Origin of the sequence: Mesorhizobium sp. M0185, assembly GCF_040322175.1 — a bacterium.
In the GTDB taxonomy this organism is placed as follows: domain Bacteria; phylum Pseudomonadota; class Alphaproteobacteria; order Rhizobiales; family Rhizobiaceae; genus Mesorhizobium.
This window is the reverse complement of record NZ_JAMYSY010000039.1, coordinates 41,719-59,112: the sequence shown is the minus strand read 5'-3', so window position 1 is coordinate 59,112 and position 17,394 is coordinate 41,719. Positions and strand designations below refer to the sequence as shown.

The window sequence follows — 17,394 nt, the reverse complement described above, 5'->3', positions numbered from 1 at the left end:
TCACCACCGTGCCATGGCCGCTCGCCCCTCAGAGCAAGCGCCGTTCTCTCTCCAATACTTTTTGCAGAACCTTCAGCACACTATCAAGAAAGGCGAGGGCCGCTGCTCGCCAGCGCGCGAACGGCGCGCGTTGCCAGGAACGACCGCTGTGCATCGAAAGCGACAGTTCACTGGCCAAACGATGAATGGCGGCAAGTGGCGCTTAAATTTGGATCCTTATCGGCTGCCGGAGAGCCAATCGCTCTCGAGTGCAGGCACTCCAGTGGAGTCCAGACGTTGGATTGGACCCTCGACCTCTACAAAAGCTCACTGAGCTTCGGGTCGGGCTACGACGGCATTCCGAAGCGATCGCTTCGGCGAGAAGTCGTCGTTCTCAATCGGGCGAAGGGGGAGACATCGGCGAAGACGGCATAAGGGAGGATGGGCCAGACCGAGCCGACGGAATGGTCGTAGCCAAGGCCTTGGAGCGCATAGCGCCTGGCCGGGAGGCCGCCGCCAGCCAGATTTACGCGGCGCGTCGTTGAGCGAGGTGAAGACCCGAACGGGCTCGACGAGGGTCCACTGCGGTCACAATGTGGTGGTGGTGATCGCAGTAGACGCGATCCGGCGAAGTTGGCCCAGCACAAAAACGATAGCCGCCGGGTACTGACGGGTCTTCGCTCACCGGGAAGCGGCACTGATAGAGGCCTAGCTGAATGAGAGGGACGTCTCTCGAAGTTAGTCTGATATTTTCAGGCATGATGGTTTCCTAGTTCACAGCAATTGCCGGCTGACGGCCGCAGTGCGACCCGTCGGGGCGAGCTTCTCTCGTTTGGGAGGGCTACGGACCATATGGTGTTGGTAGCACGTCAATGAAGCCCGACGCCCTGCTTCTGAAGCCAATAGTTTGCGACTTAAGGCCACACCCGCGAACGCATTGGCAATCTACCATCGTGTCCCCGAGGCACCCGCCCGCCGGTGTTTGTCGGTGGCGGGGCACTGGCTTGTGGCCCCCTATGAGACGCGCTCTGCCGACACCCTCGTTCACAGTCCGGACCACCTCATGCCGGGTCGCTCTAGCCGCCAAAACCCAAATCACTCTAAGACGACCGAGTTCCGACCCTTGCAGTCGATCAGTTGCGAGCGTCGCATGACGCGATCTGACCCTGAGCTGCCCTTCGTCGGCCCATTTCACTGCCCGATAGCCGACATTCGCGGCACTCGGCACTGACCCCTTGCTGACCTTCTCCAAGACGAGCCCCAAGCGCAAGTCGTGGCCCCAGTGGGGACAATCGACAGGCGCGATCACCCTATGTAGCTGCTTGGCGATCGAGCCTCGAAGTCAACCTGATAGACTTTTGAAATGGGCGGCATAAAATTCGCTTTTCTGCTTTCAATGAAAGCAACGCGAAATGGCCGAAGAACGCGCCCAACGCCGCCTTGCCGCCATATTGGCTGCCGACGTGGTGGGCTACAGTCGACTTCTGGACCTGGACGAGCAAGGAACGTTGGCCGCTTTAAGGAGGAGGAGGAAGGAAATCCTCGAACCACTCGTCCGCGACCGTCATGGCCGTATTGTGAAACTGATGGGTGATGGCGTTCTGGTCGAGTTCGGAAGCGCGGTGAACGCCGTGTCATGCGCCGTGGACCTTCAGAAGCGGATGGCGGCCGCAAACGAGGGTGTGACCGCCGACCGGAGAATCTACCTGCATATCGGCATCAATCTGGGCGATGTCGTTGTCGAGGACGGCGATCTGTTCGGCGACGGCGTCATTGTCGCAGTGCGGCTCCAGGCAATGGCCGGGGCAGGAGATGTCTGTGTGTCCGGCAGCGTCTACGACCAAGTCAAGCGGAAGCTCGATTGCGGCTTCGACGAACTTGGTCCGCAAGCGATCAAGAACGTCACCGAACCAGTGTCTGTCTACCGGATCCGGGTGTCGACCGCATCGGACGATGGCGGGCTCGCGGAGAAAGCGCCTCTGCAACTCCCCGCCAAGCCCTCCATTGCCGTCCTCCCCTTTACGAACATGAGCAATGATCCGGAGCAGGAGGCATTTGTCGATGGCCTCACCGAAGATTTGATCACGGATCTGTCGAGGACAAGCGAGTTGTTCGTCATCGCCAGCAACTCGGCATTTGCATACAAAGGCAGGCACGTGGATGTGCGTCGCATCGCGCGAGAACTGGGAGTTCGCCATCTTCTTGAAGGTAGTGCACGGCGGGCCGCTGGACGGGTGCGTATCAACGCCCAACTGATCGACGCGATCGCGGGTGACCACCTTTGGGCCGAAAGATTCGACCGGAGCCTAGAAGATATCTTCGCCGTTCAGGACGAGGTGACCGGCAAGATTGTCGAGGCTCTGGTTGGCCGCCTGACCACCGCGCCGGCGCGCAACAGACCGAGCAACCTGGAGGCCTATGATCTCTGTGTGCGTGCCCGGGTCCTTGGCCTGCAAACGGCGCTCACCGCGAAAGAGGCCATTTTGCTGCTAGACCGGGCAATCGCGCTCGACCCGGAATACGCGGAGGCGCACCGTTGGCTGGCACTCAACCTCTGGCTGGGCTGGGAGTTCTGGGACGAACCGATGGACCCCAACCGCGCAAGAGCGCTCGCCGAAGCACAGCTGGCGGTCGAACTCGACCCGAACGACGCCGGGAACAGATGGGTATTGGGCGTCATACTTGGACATGAGAGTCGCTGGGTGGAATCGGATGCCGAATTCGATGCTGCCCACGAGTTGGACCCCAACCACGCCGACGCCTGGGCAATGCAGGCCGAGTTGACGACGGAAAAGGGCCAACCTGCCGAAGCCATAGAGCAGGTCCGCAGGGCACTGCGACTCAACCCTCACCCGCCCGGTTGGTATTACTGGATGTTGGGCCAGGCCCAATATGCCCTGGGCGACTACGAATCGGCGATCCAAACGCTGCGCAGGCCCGAAACCTATCGCACGACTTCACGACGCCTGCTTGCAGCAAGCCTTGCGCAACTTGGCCGTTTGGAGGAAGCGCGCTGGGAGGCGAAAATGTTCATGATAAGCAATCCGCACTTCACTATCCGGCACTGGTCGGATTCGCAGCCATTCCCAGCCGAAGACGTGCGCCGGCATATCGTGGAAGGTTATCGCATGGCGGGGCTGCCAGAATGACTGTCATTGGTTATACCTTCGGCCTGCTGTCGACAGGCGTCCCAAGGCTGCCGCAGCAACGAATATTTTGGTCTTCTGACGGAACGAAATTCGCCATATCGTGCGTTTGTTTCGCCTCATGGTGTGCTTGAACATGGCCAGTGAAGACTTTCGGCACCGGATAGCGCGACGCGAGGACCTCGCCTCCATGATTGCGCTCATGGATGCAGCGATCTCCGAACTCCAGAAACCGTTTCTCGACGATGACCAGATCCGATCCAGCCGCGCAATCATGGGGCTGGACACGCAGCTTGTCGATGATGGCACCTATTTCGTCGTGGAGCACGAGGGCGTCCTGGCAGGTTGCGGTGGCTGGAGCCGGCGCACGACCATGTATGGTGGTGATCAGTCACCGGGACGCAACGCGGCACTGCTTGATCCAACCACGGACGCGGCGCGTATCAGAGCCATGTATACGCATCCGGACTTTGTCCGGCGAGGCGTCGGTCGCCTTATCCTTTCGCTGTGTGAACGTGCCGCTAAGGCTGAGGGCTTCCGCCGTGCCGATCTGGCAGCCACGATGGCAGGAGTGCCGCTCTATCGAGCCTGCGGCTACCAGCCCGCCGAGAAATTCGTCGATGACCGTGGCGGCGCTCCGGTTCCGATCCTGATGATGAGCAAGACGCTCTGAGCTACGCTCAAAGGCCACTCGCTCGCGGCCGGCATTCGCTCCGGCCAGTTTGGCAGGAGGAGGATGCTGGAGATTGAACCAGGCCATCTCGAACGAAACAGTACTTCGCCTGTACTTCCGCTCCATGGTCGAGTCGCGACCGACGTGGAGGTTTTCGCGAACGTCTCGAGATGGCGCACGTGGTCGGGTGGCGCGTTGAGTTTAACCGGATCAAACGACCATCCGCTTCGGGTCCGCATCAGGTCGTAGCGAGAACGACCGCAATGGTGAAGGGCCATGATTGTCAGCAAATGGCGCTCTGTGCTCATTCCCGCCGACTAATTCAAACGGCAAGTTCCGCCCATCTGGGCCATTGGCGGCAGCCAGTCTGATTGAGTTTTGACCCTAATCCTCAAACGCCGCCCTCAGCGTTTCGAACGTCGCAAACACGCCCAATGCAGCGCCCTCGGGATTCTTGGTCGGTGGCAGAGCTTCAGCTATCCGGCGCACCAAGGTCGTCTCAGAACCGGCTGGAGCGTTCTTTCGGCTGAGGCGACTTCAAGCCGTGACAGGAGCATTCCGGATCAGCGGGAAGTCGCGCGGCGGTCTCCAGCGCGACCCGCGACGCAGTCATGGAGAGGCTCGGCAACACGTCCTCCTGCAGCAGTTTCTGGCGATTGCGATCCATATAGTCGTTGAAGCCCGCCGTCACGAACGCGCAAGGCACGAAACACGCGCCGATCTCGCGCGACAAGGTCGCCTCAGGGGCTATGGAATGGTTGAGTACATCGGCCCCCATGCCCCGATATGCCAAGGCTTCGGCAGGCGTTGTCAGCCGGGGCCCATAACAATGGGCAGCCACCAACTGCTGTTCGATGCCATAAACGCGGCATTCGGCTGGCCAATGACGGCGCGCCGTTTCGACCAGAACCGCCGCACATCTTGGACACACGATTTGCTTGCCCGAACAGTCAAAGCTCTGACGGTCAGGAAGCAGTGAAAACGGGGTCTGCGTCAGTTCGATGATATCGGCGGGCACCACCATGTCGCCCGGCTGGATCGCCTTGTTGACGGCGCCTACAGTCGAGCAGGCGAGAACTTGCCGTACACCCGCCCGCATCAATACCCAGAACGCGCGGCGATGGCAGGAATGGTCGATACGGTCGCGGGGATTGCCGTGCGAATACATGCACAGCGCGCGTTTTGCTCTCCCTTCGGCTGTGATCGACGCATCGAACTCGAGCAGCTTCCAGTTGTCGGTGCGACCGAAAGGTGTTTCAAAACTCATGTCGCGCCGCAAGGTGCGCACACCATCGAATTCGACATCTTCCGGGAAGGCAAGCCCCCAGTTTGCCGACCCGGTGATGATGGCCAACCCTACCTGAGGGATGTCCGTCGAATGATCCGTCAGATCGTCGGCTGCATGGTAATTGGTGGGCATGTTTCCAGTCTCGGTCAGGATTTTTGGCGAAGGGTCACAATCAGGACCACAGCCACGACGATGACGGTCCACAATGTCGAGATCGCCGCAATGGTCGGATCGATCTGATCGCGCAGCGACAGGAACATAAGCTTCGGCATCGTGCTGTTGCGACCACTTGCGATGAAGATCGAAATCACGGACTCGTCGAGCGAAGTCAGGAACGCCATCAATGTCGCCGACAGCAAGCTGATCCGAAGTTGCGGAACGATGATTCCGCCAATGGACCTGGCCCAGTTTGCACCGAGGCTGCGCGCCGCCTGAACCTGGTTCCAGTCAAAGCGGGCGAGAGCGGGTAGCAACACAATGCAGGCGACCGGAACGGCCAGCACCACATGTCCGACCAGCACACCGAATAGCGTTCCGATCAGATGTTGTGCGGCCAACACAAAGAAGAGACCGATCGCAAGCAGGATACCTGGAGTGATCGAGGGGGTCAGCAGGACGCTCTGGATGGCCGCAGCGGTCTTTCCGCCCAGCCGATTCATTGAAATGCAGGCGAGCAGCGCGAAAGGCACCGTGATCGACGCCGTCAAAGTCCCAAGGATCAAACTCGTTCTGAGCGCGGCCATCCACGTTGCCGAGCCGAAGAAGTTCTCGTACCAGCGCAACGAGTAGGCGTGCGGCGGAAACTCGAGGAGATTCGACGCCGAAAAGGAAAGCGGCACCACCACGAGCGTCGGCAGCATCAGAAATGCCATGACAAGAGCGGCAAAGCTCCAGAGCAAAATGCGGGCGAGCCTGTTTTGCGGATAGGCTTCAAGCATGGGAGGCTTCCACGGTGTTCTGGGCCACCAGGCGGCGTGCCGCCAGCAACATCACACCGATCAGCGCCATAAGAACGAGGAGCAGAATGCCCAGGACGCTTGCCGACCCCCAGTCCTGAAAGGTCGATAGTGTACGCTCGATCCGGGTAGAGAGCGGATTTACCTTGCCGCCGCCAAGCACCGCCGGCGTGATGAAAAAACCTATGGCGTAGATGAGGACGATGATCGAACCCGAGAAGATGCCGCCCGCCGAAAGCGGCATAATGACTGTGCGGATGACCTGCCTGAGAGTGGCTCCCATGCTCGCAGCCGCGCGAATGAGATTTGGGTCGATATCGCGCATCGCAGCATAAACAGGCAGCAGAAAAAGTGGCAGCATGTAGTGCACCATGCCGATGAGCGTTCCCGTGAAGTTGTAGACCAGCGGCAATGGCTCCGCCGTCAGGCCTGAACCGGTCAAAGCCGCGTTGATCAGGCCGTCGCGCCGCAAGAGCACGAGCCAACCATAGGTACGCACCAGAATAGAGGTCCACAGCGGCAGCATGACGAACGCCATGAGCACGTTGGCCAGCCTTGGTCTGACGCTGGCTAGCGCCAGCGCCAGAGGAGTGCCGAGGAGAATGCAGCCCGCCAGCGTACCCAAGGACAGTTCGAGGGTCGTGACGAGCGCCGACCACGTCAGTCCGCTCGAAAGGACCTTCTCGTAGTTGCCGACGGTGTACTCACCCCCGGTGGTCAGGAAGGATTGCCGGATGATCCAAAGGATGGGCAGTATCGCCGCCAGTCCAACGATGAACAGCGCCGGGAGCGAAAGTGAAAGAAAAAACCGCCGCTCGCGCCGCGCATCCGCCGCGAGCGCCGGGTCCCGGACGACGGTCACGCCATCGCTCCCGGTATCGCGTGAATCTTCGCTGCTGGTGCATATGCGGTCATCCGCTGACCGGCGGCAAGCTCGGCGCAGCCGCCGGCCAGCGCTGCCGGAATGCAGACAAGAACCTCTTGCCCGCCGTCAAGCGCCAGCGTCAAAAGCCAGTTCTCGCCGCGGAACGCTTTGGCGCGCAGTATTCCTTCGAGAGCCACTCCGTCTCCCCCGACGAGCTTCGCATCAAGATGGAAGCTTTCGGCGCGGATCATCAGGGTTTCGCGTGATGCTTCGGCGCCGTCGATTCTGCGCGCTGAGCCCGGGGCCACAATGTTGGCCTCGCCCATGAACTCCGCGACGAAGCGGGTCGATGGACGATCATAAATCCGCTGCGGCGTATCTATCTGCTGGATGCGGCCAGAATTCATCACCGCAATCCGGTCAGACATAATCAGCGCTTCGCGCTGGTCGTGGGTTACATAGATTGTGGTGATCCGTAGATGATCATGCAGACGCCGGATCTCATACTGCATGGTCTCGCGCAGGTTCTTGTCGAGCGCCGACAGCGGCTCGTCCATCAACATCACGCGCGGTTCGAAGACGATAGCCCGCGCCAATGCCACCCGTTGACGTTGGCCGCCGGATAGTGCGGCAATATTGCGCTCCGCCAGACCATCCAGCTTCACGCGGGCCAAGGTATCAAGCGCCCGCTGACGCGCCTCCGCTCTCGGTACCTTGCGCAGCACCAGCGGATACGCGACGTTCGCCAGGACATTCATGTGGGGAAACAAGGCGTAATTCTGGAATACTATGCCGATGTCTCGTTTGTTGGGCGGCAGGCGGGTGATGTCTCGATCGCCCAAGAAAAGTTTACCGGAATCCGGCCTGACAAAACCGGCCAGAGCCATGAGTAACGTGGTCTTGCCCGATCCCGATGGTCCAAGCAGCGTGAGGAATTCGCCAGCCTGAATGTCGAGCGAAACATCATCCAGTGCGACGTAGGACCCATAAGCCTTGTGCACGCTTTCGATGGTGATCGCGAGCGACTTCATCATGTGCTCCAGCCTTGAAGCGCATCGCGTTCGACCGGCTTCACGCGACGCGCTTTAGGTTCTTGTTTTCATGCATGTCGTTGTCGCGCTGCACATTTTTGCGCGACATGCGTCAGAGCTGAGAGTCAGCGAGCCATCATTTCATCGAAGGCTCTTTGGGCAGCCTCGCCATTCTTGACCCACCATTCTGAATTGGAAAACACCGAAGTGCCAGCATTTTCAGGCGCTGTCGCAAGGGTCTTCAGACGGTCCTCGGGAATAAGGCCACCCTTATATGCCGCAGGATTGACTGGGCCGTAGGCAATGAAATCGGTCAGCTTGGCAACCCGCGCGGGCTGCGTCATCGCTGCGATGAGCTTCATCGCGGCTTCCTTGTTCGGCGCTCCCTTCGGCACCCCAAGACAGTCCGTGCCGATGACCGAACCCTTGAACGTGTAGTCAGCCGCGCCGCCATCGGCTTTCACGGTTTGGGCGCGTCCGTTCCAGGTAATGACCAAATCCGCCTCACCGTCTTTCAGCAACTGCGCGGACTGGGCGCCCGAGGTCCACCACACGGCGACATCTGGTTTGATCGCTTCAAGCCGCTTGATGGCGCGCTCTAGCCCTTCCGGCGTGCTGAGCACGGAATAGACGTCCGCCGGTGCCACGCCATCGGAGAGAAGCGCGATCTCGATCGAGTCTTGCGCATTGGCGCGCAACGCGCGACGGCCAGAAAATTTGGCAACATCCCAGAATTCCGCCCACGTCTTCGGCGGGTTCTCGCCATAGGTCTTGGTGTTCCACGACATGACGGTGCCATAGGAGTCAAACGGATAGCAGTAGTCGGACTTCGCACCCTCCGGCACGGATTTCGGATCGATGATCTTGTAGTCGAGTGGCTCCAGCAGCGATTGTGCGGCCGCCTGGGCACCTTCCGGTGAGCCCAGGTGAATGACGTCGGTCGTGACCGCACCCGAGGTGACCTGCATCTTCAAGGCGGCCAGGCCGTCGCTTAGGGTCTCCTCGCGGACATCATAGCCAAGCTCTTTTGCAGCAGGCCCCCACATGGCTTCCTTCATGGCATTACCATAATCCCCACCTGCGGTCGTGATGGTGACTGTTTGCGCATGAACGGGCAGGGCAGCCGAGATTGCGAATGCTGTTAAGGAAATGCGTAGCCAGGACATAGGTTCTCCTCCCCAACTTTATCAAACATCGCTCAAAAGAGCCATTATTTTGTAATCGTAACGTTACGATTGCATCTCAATGCGCTGGAGTCAAGCTGCTTCCTACGGGAGTTTCGATTGACCGGGATGTCGAATTCGGTAACGTTATGGCGGTCAGCAAATCAGCCGGCGCTTTCGCAAATGAAGTCGGGCGAACAATGGCCAATCTAAAGCAGATCGCCGCGGAACTTTCCCTCTCGGTGACCACGGTATCCCGCGCTCTGAAGGATGGGCCGGAGGTGCAGCCCTCGACCATAGCCCGCGTCAAGGAGGCGGCTAAGCGGGTCGGCTATTTACCAAATCATCATGGTCGCGCGCTCAAAACCGGTCGAACGCAGACGCTGACGGCAGTACTCCCGATGGAAACACGAGACCATCTGTCCGATCTGTTGAAGCTTCCTTTAATCGAAGGCATGACGCTGGCGGCGCGGCAAGCCGGTTATAGTCTGTCCATCTATTCCACCACTCCCGACGACGATCCCGTCGAGAGTGTGCAGCGGCAGCTTCAGGCGCGCAGCGCAGACGGCCTGATCATCACGCGCCTGGTGTCGGCTGATCCGCGCGTCAAGCTGCTGCTGGATAAACGCATGCCGTTCGTCGCGTTTGGAAGAACCGACCTGGATATCGCGTATCCTTATGTCGATGTCGACAATGAACAGATTGCCTACGAGGCGACCCGGCGGCTCATGGATAAGGGCTGTCGACGCATTGCGCTGCAACTTCTCGTTCCGGAGGACCAGGCGAGTGCCGTGCGTCTTTCCGGGTATGGAAGGGCAATGGCCGAGGCTGGTATTCCGATCGACCAATCGTTGATCGGTCATGGCATGTTCACCATGGAATCGAGCGCAGGCTGGTTCGATCGCTTGCTGGCGTCATCAGATCCGCCAACGGGCTTGGCGTGCGCCAACGAACTGGGCCTTCTGGGAGCGTTGCACGCTCTCGGCAAGCGGGGTCTCACACCAGGCCGCGACGTTCACATTGTCACCCGTGACAGCACGCGGCTGGCACGCTTCCTGCCGGCAAAGATCGGAGTTCATTCCGTGGATATGGCGGGTGTTGGACGCAAACTTATCGAAGTCCTGGAGAGCCGGATCATCAATCCGCTTGGGCCGGTGGAGACAGTCTTGGTGCAAGGCAGATTCGAGCCGGCCGAATAGTCCGGGCTGCCCTCAGGAGGCCACCTCGTCTTGAACCGGCCGGATCAGCGCCTTTGCGGCAGCTGCTCCCGCCGCTAGGATACGATCCGATAATTCCGTTCCTTCCACGGCGCGCGCGAGTTGAAGCGCGCCGATGAGCGTTGCAAACATGCCCAACGCAGCGCCCTCGGGATCGTTCGTCTGCGGCAGAGCTTCAGCTATCTGGCGCACCAGGGATTGAGCGCGCTCGGCATAGAGGGCTCGCGTTTCAGGCGGCTGCCGCGCGATTTCCGGCAACAACGCGGCCGAAGCGCAACCCTTTCCAGGATTGTCCCGGTGCTCGGCCGATAGATACGTCTCTATGGCCATTTCCGGACCGCCGGCGGCCAATGCTTCCTGCACTTCATGCGACTGCGCGTCCAAGGCCGCCGCCACGCTTTCACGGACGAGCTCCGCCTTCGACTGGAAGTGCGGATAGAAGGCGCCGTTCGTCAGCCCGGCGTCGCTCATGATGGTTGCCAGCCCGGACGCCGCGATGCCGTCAGATCGAAAACGTTCGGCGGCGACCTCCATGATCCGGCTGCGTGACGCGTCTTTTCGGCCCTTTTCGTAGCGCATGGTCTTTCTTTCCTGTCCTGCTATTGCATTATGCTCATAATCTGATATTACGATCATAATTCAACTCGTGGAAATAAGCTAGACCTCTCGAACCTGGAACATCAAAAATGAATGGGAATTCTGAAAAGACCGCAATCGTGACCGGAGCCTCCTCCGGCATCGGCCGCGCCAGCGCCGAGGCCTTGGCGCGGGCGGGTTTCACTGTCTTCGGGACAAGTCGCCGCAAGACCAGTAATGGTCCGGGCGGAGTGACCATGCTGGCATGCGACGTGACCGATGATGCGGCCGTCAATGCGCTCGTTGCCACCGTGCTCGCGCAGACCGGCCGGATCGACCTCCTGGTCAACAATGCCGGTGTCGGTCTGCTAGGAGGCGCCGAGGAATCCTCGGTCGCCCAGGTACAAGCCCTGTTCGACGTCAATCTGTTCGGCGTCATGCGAATGACCAATGCGGTGTTGCCGTCGATGCGGCGGCGCGGCGAAGGGCGCATCATCAATATCGGCTCCATTCTGGGACTGGTACCCGCGCCATACTCAGCTCATTACTCGGCGGTCAAGCACGCGCTCGAAGGCTATTCGGAATCGCTCGACCACGAGGTGCGCGCCTTCAACGTCCGCGTTTCCGTCATCGAGCCGGCATTCGTTCGCACCGTCTTCGACCAGAACGGCATCGAGCCGGATTCGCTGTTGAAGGAATACGATCGGGCTCGAGCCGGGCTCAAGGCGCTGCTGGGCGATGTGATGCCCAAAGCCGATCGGCCGGAAGTGGTGGCGGATGTGGTTGTCAAGGCAGCGACCGATGCCCGCCCGCGACGGCGCTATACCGCTGGCAACGCAGCGCGCCAGGTCAGCCTGCTGCGCCGCTTTGCCCCCGCGGGGATTTTCGACAAGAGCCTGCGCAAGCAGTTCCGCTTGCCGGTCTGAACAACGGCGAGGCAGAGGATTTCACGCACATGCGACTAGCAACTACGACACATTTGGCCAGGCCCTACGAAACGGAGGCGCCAAGCATGACACATAGATCCAATCGGTCGCCGCGTTCACCGGCGTTGTTCCGGGGCGCGCCAACGCGCTCCGTCGATGTCGGCGGCATAGCTTTTGCGTACAGGGAACTCGGGCCCAGGACGGGCGTGCCAGTGATCCTGCTCAACCATCTGGCTGCTCAGCTGGACAATTTTGATCCGCGCATCGTCGATGGCCTCGCTGCGACCCGGCGGGTAATTGCCTTCGACAATCGCGGCATCGGTGCTTCGGGTGGCAAAACTCCGTCGACCATTTCCGGCATGGCGCGGGATGCAATCGCCTTTGTCCGGGCGCTGGGGTTCGAAGAAGTCGATCTCTTCGGCTTTTCACTCGGCGGCTTCGTGGCGCAAGAGATTGTGCTGACCGAGCCCAAGCTTGTGCGCAAACTCATCCTGGCTGGCACGGGGCCGGCCGGTGGGCAAGGCATCGACAAGGTAACGCCGCTGACGATCGTGGACATGATCAAGGGCGCGCTGACTTTTCGGGATCCGAAGTACTATCTCTTCTTCACAAGAACGCCGAATGGGCGCCGCGCCGCAAACGCATTTCTGGAACGGCTGAAGGAGCGCCGGAACAACCGGGACAAGGCGATATCGCTGAGCGCGTTCGGCGCGCAACTCAAGGCGATCAAGGCCTACGGACTCCAGGCGCCACAAGACCTGAGCACCATCCGCATTCCCACTTTGGTTGCGAATGGCGACCAGGACAGGATGGTGCCGAGCAGCAATACCTATGATCTCGCCGGGCGTATCCCGGGGGCGCATCTGGTCATCTATCCGGATGCCGGGCATGGCGGGATATTTCAGAACCACGCCGATTTTGTCCCGAAGGCCCTGTCCTTCCTCGAGGCTGAGGCCTTGCCGCAAGGCGGCTATGCAGCTGAAAACGTTCGGCTTGTTTCGTCCCGAACAGCAACAGGCATTCTTAGAAAGTAACTGCCATGAAGGCATTCGTTGTCGATAAGTATAACAAGAAGGCTATTCTGCGGCTGGCCGAAATGCCGGAGCCGGAGCTCCAGGACAGCGATGTCTTGGTCGAGGTCCATGCCGCAGGGGTGAACCTGCTCGATTCCAAGGTCAAAACCGGAGAATTCAAGCTCATCTTGCCCTACCGCCGGCCCTTCATCCTGGGCCACGACGTGGCTGGGAAGGTTATCCGCGTGGGATCGAAAGTCAGCAAGTTCAAGGTCGGCGACGAGATCTATGCGCGGCCGCGCGATGGCCGGATTGGGACATTCGCCGAATTCATTGCCGTGAATGAGGCCGACGTAGCCTTGAAGCCCGAGAATCTCAGTATGGAAGAGGCGGCGTCGATTCCCCTGGTCGGTCTCACCGCCTGGCAGACGCTCATCGAACGGGCAAACCTGAAGAAGGGACAGAAGGTCTTCATTCAGGCTGGTTCCGGCGGCGTCGGGACATTTGCTATTCAGTTGGCCAAGCACCTCGGCGCGACCGTTGCGACAACCGCGAGCGCGGCGAGTGCCGATCTGGTCAAAAGTCTCGGCGCCGATGTCGTCGTCGACTACAGGAAAGACGACTTGGAGAAAGTTCTGTCGGGCTACGATGTCGTCTTGAACAGCCAGGACGCCAAGACACTGGAAAAATCCCTGAGGGTGCTGAAACCGGGTGGCAAGCTCATCTCCATCTCCGGTCCACTGGATGCCGAATTTGCCAGGGAAAAGGGACTGAACTTAATGCTGAGGCTGGTGCTCAGCTTCCTGAGTCGCGGAATTCGGGCCAAAGCCAAGCGCCGCGGCGTGCAGTTTTCGTTCCTTTTCATGTGGGCGCAGGGCGATCAGCTGAGCAAAATCACCGCTCTCATCGAAGCCGGCGCGATCCGCCCGGTTGTGGATCGGGTCTTTCCATTCGAGGCGACCAATGACGCCCTGGCCTATGTCGAAACAGGACGCGCCAAGGGCAAGGTCGTCATCAAGGTCAGATAGCAGTTGCCTCGAACGCAGCCTTGAGCGTCTCGAACGGCGCCAGGGCGCCGCGCACCTGCACGACGGCGGCGGCGACGCGATGGGCGCGCAGCACCGCCTCTGCCGGGGCATGGCTGGCAAGGCGAGCGGCGAGGTAGGCGCCGTTGAAGGAGTCGCCGGCGCCGGTGGTGTCGACCGGGGTGGCGACGTGTACCGCCGGCACCGATTGCGAGGTTCCGTTTTGCGCGATCAGCGCCGGTTCCTCGCCGTTCTTGACGACGACTTCGCCGACCAGCTTTCGCAGCCGTTCAGCTGTTTTCTGCGGTGTTGTATCACCAAACAGCATCTGCTCGTCGGGAAAGGTCGGTAGCGCGATGTCGGCGACGGCGAGCGCCTCGAGGATCGCGGCCTGCGCTTCCTCGCTTTGGCGCCACAGCCTCGGCCGGTAATTGGGGTCGAAGGCAATCAGCGAGCCGGCCGCGCGCGCCTTGGCCACGGCCGTCAGCAGTACCTTGCGTGGAGCCTCGTCGAGGATTGCCAAAGTTATACCGGAAAAATAGACAAGCGCTTGGTTTTCAAGGCTTTTCTGCAATGCGGCTGGGTCCGAAGCCAACTGCCTTGCGGCCGCATCGGCCCGCCAATAGGTGAAAGAACGTTCGGCGCCGGTCAGCGTGATCGCATAGAGGCCGGGGCGGGCGCCCGCTATCACCGGGCTGGCGCCGATGCCGATGCCGTTCTCGGCCAGGAACTTGATCTGGTCGCGTGAGAACGGGTCGTCGCCGAAGGCCGACACATAGGTCGCCGGCCGCTCGCCGCTCAAAGCATGCAGCGCCCACAAAGTGTTGAACGTGTCGCCGGCAAAGCCCATGCGCCAGTTCGGCCCGGCCTGGCCCGAAAGCTCGAGCATGCACTCGCCGATCGAGGCGATGCCGATTCCTGCCATGAAGCACTCCTCCATCCTGCAATTGCGGTGCTGTAGCTTTTTGCTGCCGGCAGCGCCATGCTTGGCGACGGCGGATTCTTGCACTGGGCGCGATTTCCCACAGGGGCGTGGGACGCGATCTGCCCAGCGAAACGTTATCCGCAGAACAGGAATGGGTTTGGCATCGTTATGGCGTTATCTTCTTGGAGGCCTCGGCTTGGCTGCCTTGCTCGCCGGCGTGCTGGCAATCGTCTATCTGACGGCGCCGCATGCACCGCAACCAAGCTCGGACGTCGGCCGTTCCAAGACGACGGCGAACAAGCTGTTCGCGGCGACTTTCGAGCCCGAGAAAGGCGTCATCCGGCAGGGCGAACTGGAATCCTGGCTGCTGACGCTGAAAACCGTCGAAGGTGCGCCGGTGGAAGGTGCTGCGATAACGATTTCCGGCGGCATGCCGCAGCACAAGCACGGTCTGCCGACCAGCCCGCAGGCGACCGATTACCTCGGCGCGGGGCGCTATCGCATCGACGGCGTGAAATTCACGATGAGCGGGTGGTGGCAATTGCATTTTGCCATTTCCGCCGCGGCCGGTTCGGACACTGTCGTTTTCAACGTGGTGCTGTGAGCCATAGATGAGCCGGTTTTCCAGTCTTCTCGCGTTGGTGATGGTGGCGGTGCTCGCCGGCTGCGGCAGACCGGAGTTTTCCGACGCCGAGAAGCAGACCATCGCCTCATTGGCGCTGTCCAGGCTGCCGCAGCTGAAGCCCGATACCACCAATCGCTTTGCCGACGTGCCGGCCGCCGCGGCACTCGGCTCGACGCTGTTTTTCGACACCGGGATGAGCGGCGACGGCACGGTATCGTGCTCGACGTGCCACAAGATCGACCGCCAATTCCAGGACGACCTGCCGCAAGCGGTCGGCGTCGGCCGCACCAACCGCCGCACCATGCCGTTGGCCGGCGTCGCGCATGATCCCTGGTTCTTCTGGGACGGGCGGCGCGACAGCCTGTGGGGGCAAGCGCTGACACCGCTCGAAAATCCGCTGGAGCAGGCCGGCAACCGCGCCGCCTTCGCGCATTACATCAAGGCCCGCTTCGGCGAGCGCTACGAGCGCATCTTCGGGCCGCTGCCGGACCTTTCGGGCGTGCCGGCCAATGCCGGCCCGCTCGGCACCGATGCCGAGAAGGCGGCCTGGAACGCCATGCCCGCCAGTCAAGCCGAGGACGTCAACCGCGTCTTTGCCAATATCGGCAAGGCGATCGCCGCCTTCGAGCGCTCGATCGCGCCGCCGCAGACACGCTTCGACCGCTTTGCCCTCGACCTGGCTGCGGGCGCCGAGCCGAAAGGCGACGCCGCCTTTTCATCGGAGGAAATCCTCGGCCTGAAATTGTTCATCGGCAAGGCCAATTGCGTGACCTGCCACAACGGCCCGCGTTTTACCGACGGCAGCTTCCACAACACCGGCGTGCCGCCGGTCGCGGGCCTGCCGCCGGATCGCGGCCGCGTCGAGGCGGTGGCGCAGGTCGAGGCCGATCCGTTCAACTGTTTCGGCGCCTTTCGCGACGGCGATGCCAGCGCCTGCCGCGAGTTGCGCTTCATGGTCAAGACCGGGCCGGAACTCGTCCGCGCCTACAAGACGCCGTCGCTGCGCGGTGCCGCCACCCGTCCGCCCTACATGCATGCCGGGCAGTTTTCCTCGCTGGACGAGGTGGTGGCGCATTATTCGAAGGCGCCGGCAAGTGTCGAGGGTGTGTCAGAGGTCCACCCGCTGCAGCTTTCGGACCGCGAGCGCGCGGCGCTGGTGGCGTTCCTGAAGACGCTGGCGGAGTGAAGGCGGCGGGGTAGCGATCCTTCGCGCCCCCCTCTGTCCTGCCGGACATCTCCCCCTCTAGTGGGGAGATTGGCAGCTTCGGCGCGCCGTTCACTCCTGCGACGTTTAGAGATTGGCGAAAGCGGCAGTGACAACCGATCTCCCCCCTGGAGGGGGAGATGTCCGGCAGGACAGAGGGGGGGCTGTCCCGCCGGCGTTTCCTACCGGTCCTTCACCGTCTCCATCGCGACAAACGTCGAGGTCTGGGCAACGTGCGGCAGGGCGGAGATGCGCTCGCCGAGCACGCGGCGGTAGGCGGCGATGTCGGTGGTGCGGACCTTCAGCAGATAGTCGAAGCTCGATGCCATCATGTGGCACTGCTCGATCTCCGGCACCGCCTGCACGGCGCGGTTGAAGGCGTCGAGCGCGGCCGAGCGGGTGTCGGACAGTTTCACCTGGACGAAGGCGACATGGCCTTCGCCCATGCGCTCACGGTCGATGATCGCCTGGTAGCCCCTGATGAAGCCGTCCTTCTCCAGCCGTTTGACTCGTGCCTGCACCGGCGTCTTCGACAGGCCGACTTTCGCCGCCAGTTCCGACATGGAAAGCCGGCCATTACTGCCCAGAGCCGACAGGATGTTCCTGTCGATCCGGTCCAATTGGTCTTCTGTCATCAGATTTTTGGCCACATTGGTGATTGCCGACCCGCAATCATAGATCAATCGACCTGTCTTGTCGATTTCTTTGGACCGACCGAAATCCGTACTTATGTTAGGTTGCGCCATTCGGCCCGGTGACCGCCGGCCCGCCCCCTTATGCTC

General features: G+C 61.1%; 16 protein-coding genes. 8 read left to right on the top strand and 8 right to left on the bottom strand.

What is annotated here, in order from left to right; all coding sequences use genetic code 11:
• Nucleotides 1–1,391: 1,391 nt before the first annotated feature.
• Both NKJ20_RS25215 and NKJ20_RS25210 read left to right on the top strand, forming a co-directional pair.
• Nucleotides 1,392–3,128, top strand: a complete 1,737-nt coding sequence (locus tag NKJ20_RS25215; protein WP_352747793.1) for an adenylate/guanylate cyclase domain-containing protein — start codon at nucleotides 1,392–1,394, stop codon at nucleotides 3,126–3,128.
• A 187-nt stretch (nucleotides 3,129–3,315) separates the two neighbouring features.
• Nucleotides 3,316–3,798, top strand: coding sequence for a GNAT family N-acetyltransferase (locus tag NKJ20_RS25210; RefSeq protein ID WP_352726408.1), 483 nt, complete (start codon nucleotides 3,316–3,318; stop codon nucleotides 3,796–3,798).
• A 499-nt stretch (nucleotides 3,799–4,297) separates the two neighbouring features.
• On the opposite strand, the gene NKJ20_RS25205 is transcribed toward NKJ20_RS25210, so the two are convergent.
• The 5 genes from NKJ20_RS25205 to NKJ20_RS25185 all read right to left on the bottom strand — a co-directional run bounded on the left by NKJ20_RS25205 (nucleotide 4,298) and on the right by NKJ20_RS25185 (nucleotide 9,104).
• Entirely contained in the window at nucleotides 4,298–5,218 is a 921-nt protein-coding gene (locus tag NKJ20_RS25205) for a phosphorylase family protein (RefSeq protein ID WP_352744755.1), read from the bottom strand.
• A gap of 14 nt (nucleotides 5,219–5,232) precedes the next feature.
• Nucleotides 5,233–6,024, bottom strand: a complete 792-nt coding sequence (locus NKJ20_RS25200) for an ABC transporter permease (protein WP_352747790.1) — start codon at nucleotides 6,022–6,024, stop codon at nucleotides 5,233–5,235.
• Complete coding sequence (locus tag NKJ20_RS25195) at nucleotides 6,017–6,904, bottom strand: ABC transporter permease (RefSeq protein ID WP_352747788.1); 888 nt, start codon at nucleotides 6,902–6,904, stop codon at nucleotides 6,017–6,019. Before NKJ20_RS25195 ends, NKJ20_RS25200 begins: the two co-directional genes overlap by 8 nt.
• Entirely contained in the window at nucleotides 6,901–7,938 is a 1,038-nt protein-coding gene (locus NKJ20_RS25190) for an ABC transporter ATP-binding protein (RefSeq protein ID WP_352744840.1), read from the bottom strand. The genes NKJ20_RS25195 and NKJ20_RS25190 overlap by 4 nt, the downstream gene beginning before the upstream one ends.
• 125 nt (nucleotides 7,939–8,063) lie before the next feature.
• Complete coding sequence (locus NKJ20_RS25185) at nucleotides 8,064–9,104, bottom strand: ABC transporter substrate-binding protein (RefSeq protein WP_352747786.1); 1,041 nt, start codon at nucleotides 9,102–9,104, stop codon at nucleotides 8,064–8,066.
• Between the two features lie 146 nt (nucleotides 9,105–9,250).
• On the opposite strand from NKJ20_RS25185, the gene NKJ20_RS25180 reads away from it, so the two are divergent.
• A complete protein-coding gene (locus tag NKJ20_RS25180; RefSeq protein ID WP_352747784.1) occupies nucleotides 9,251–10,300 on the top strand; it encodes a LacI family DNA-binding transcriptional regulator in 1,050 nt (349 codons plus the stop codon).
• Between the two features lie 12 nt (nucleotides 10,301–10,312).
• Here the strand turns inward: NKJ20_RS25180 and NKJ20_RS25175 are convergent, their stop codons facing one another.
• Nucleotides 10,313–10,897, bottom strand: coding sequence for a TetR/AcrR family transcriptional regulator (locus tag NKJ20_RS25175; RefSeq protein WP_352451959.1), 585 nt, complete (start codon nucleotides 10,895–10,897; stop codon nucleotides 10,313–10,315).
• 107 nt (nucleotides 10,898–11,004) lie between these two features.
• Between NKJ20_RS25175 and NKJ20_RS25170 the strand changes: the two genes are divergently transcribed.
• The 3 genes from NKJ20_RS25170 to NKJ20_RS25160 all read left to right on the top strand — a co-directional run bounded on the left by NKJ20_RS25170 (nucleotide 11,005) and on the right by NKJ20_RS25160 (nucleotide 13,861).
• Complete coding sequence (locus NKJ20_RS25170) at nucleotides 11,005–11,820, top strand: oxidoreductase (protein WP_352451958.1); 816 nt, start codon at nucleotides 11,005–11,007, stop codon at nucleotides 11,818–11,820.
• Between the two features lie 86 nt (nucleotides 11,821–11,906).
• On the top strand, nucleotides 11,907–12,854 hold the full coding sequence (locus tag NKJ20_RS25165; RefSeq protein ID WP_352747782.1) for an alpha/beta fold hydrolase: 948 nt from the start codon (nucleotides 11,907–11,909) through the stop codon (nucleotides 12,852–12,854).
• A gap of 5 nt (nucleotides 12,855–12,859) precedes the next feature.
• Nucleotides 12,860–13,861 (top strand): NADP-dependent oxidoreductase, encoded by a 1,002-nt coding sequence (locus tag NKJ20_RS25160; RefSeq protein ID WP_352724868.1) that lies wholly within the window; start codon nucleotides 12,860–12,862, stop codon nucleotides 13,859–13,861.
• Here the strand turns inward: NKJ20_RS25160 and NKJ20_RS25155 are convergent.
• Nucleotides 13,854–14,783 carry a sugar kinase gene (locus NKJ20_RS25155; protein ID WP_352747779.1) on the bottom strand — a complete coding sequence of 310 codons (930 nt, stop codon included), beginning with the start codon at nucleotides 14,781–14,783 and terminating at the stop codon, nucleotides 13,854–13,856. The two genes, NKJ20_RS25160 and NKJ20_RS25155, sit on opposite strands and share 8 nt — an antisense overlap.
• A gap of 157 nt (nucleotides 14,784–14,940) precedes the next feature.
• Here NKJ20_RS25155 and NKJ20_RS25150 point away from each other — a divergent pair, with 157 nt between their 5' ends.
• A complete protein-coding gene (locus NKJ20_RS25150) occupies nucleotides 14,941–15,387 on the top strand; it encodes a FixH family protein (protein ID WP_352451991.1) in 447 nt (148 codons plus the stop codon).
• Between the two features lie 7 nt (nucleotides 15,388–15,394).
• The gene (locus tag NKJ20_RS25145) at nucleotides 15,395–16,594 is read left to right on the top strand and encodes a cytochrome-c peroxidase (protein WP_352747777.1); all 1,200 of its coding nucleotides are present in this window, start codon (nucleotides 15,395–15,397) and stop codon (nucleotides 16,592–16,594) included.
• 200 nt (nucleotides 16,595–16,794) lie between these two features.
• Here NKJ20_RS25145 and NKJ20_RS25140 read toward each other — a convergent pair whose 3' ends face one another.
• Nucleotides 16,795–17,247 carry an Lrp/AsnC family transcriptional regulator gene (locus tag NKJ20_RS25140; RefSeq protein WP_023676441.1) on the bottom strand — a complete coding sequence of 151 codons (453 nt, stop codon included), beginning with the start codon at nucleotides 17,245–17,247 and terminating at the stop codon, nucleotides 16,795–16,797.
• Between the last annotated feature and the right edge of the window lie 147 nt (nucleotides 17,248–17,394).

Coding starts and splice junctions, on each gene's coding strand:
- NKJ20_RS25140 (WP_023676441.1), bottom strand. CDS start 17,247: ATGACAGAAGACCAATTGGACCGGATCGACAGGAACATCCTGTCGGCT.
- NKJ20_RS25200 (WP_352747790.1), bottom strand. CDS start 6,024: ATGCTTGAAGCCTATCCGCAAAACAGGCTCGCCCGCATTTTGCTCTGG.
- NKJ20_RS25210 (WP_352726408.1), top strand. CDS start 3,316: ATGATTGCGCTCATGGATGCAGCGATCTCCGAACTCCAGAAACCGTTT.
- NKJ20_RS25170 (WP_352451958.1), top strand. CDS start 11,005: ATGAATGGGAATTCTGAAAAGACCGCAATCGTGACCGGAGCCTCCTCC.
- NKJ20_RS25180 (WP_352747784.1), top strand. CDS start 9,251: ATGGCGGTCAGCAAATCAGCCGGCGCTTTCGCAAATGAAGTCGGGCGA.
- NKJ20_RS25185 (WP_352747786.1), bottom strand. CDS start 9,104: ATGTCCTGGCTACGCATTTCCTTAACAGCATTCGCAATCTCGGCTGCC.
- NKJ20_RS25205 (WP_352744755.1), bottom strand. CDS start 5,218: ATGCCCACCAATTACCATGCAGCCGACGATCTGACGGATCATTCGACG.
- NKJ20_RS25190 (WP_352744840.1), bottom strand. CDS start 7,938: ATGAAGTCGCTCGCGATCACCATCGAAAGCGTGCACAAGGCTTATGGG.
- NKJ20_RS25215 (WP_352747793.1), top strand. CDS start 1,392: ATGGCCGAAGAACGCGCCCAACGCCGCCTTGCCGCCATATTGGCTGCC.
- NKJ20_RS25175 (WP_352451959.1), bottom strand. CDS start 10,897: ATGCGCTACGAAAAGGGCCGAAAAGACGCGTCACGCAGCCGGATCATG.
- NKJ20_RS25160 (WP_352724868.1), top strand. CDS start 12,860: ATGAAGGCATTCGTTGTCGATAAGTATAACAAGAAGGCTATTCTGCGG.
- NKJ20_RS25155 (WP_352747779.1), bottom strand. CDS start 14,783: ATGGCAGGAATCGGCATCGCCTCGATCGGCGAGTGCATGCTCGAGCTT.
- NKJ20_RS25165 (WP_352747782.1), top strand. CDS start 11,907: ATGACACATAGATCCAATCGGTCGCCGCGTTCACCGGCGTTGTTCCGG.
- NKJ20_RS25145 (WP_352747777.1), top strand. CDS start 15,395: ATGAGCCGGTTTTCCAGTCTTCTCGCGTTGGTGATGGTGGCGGTGCTC.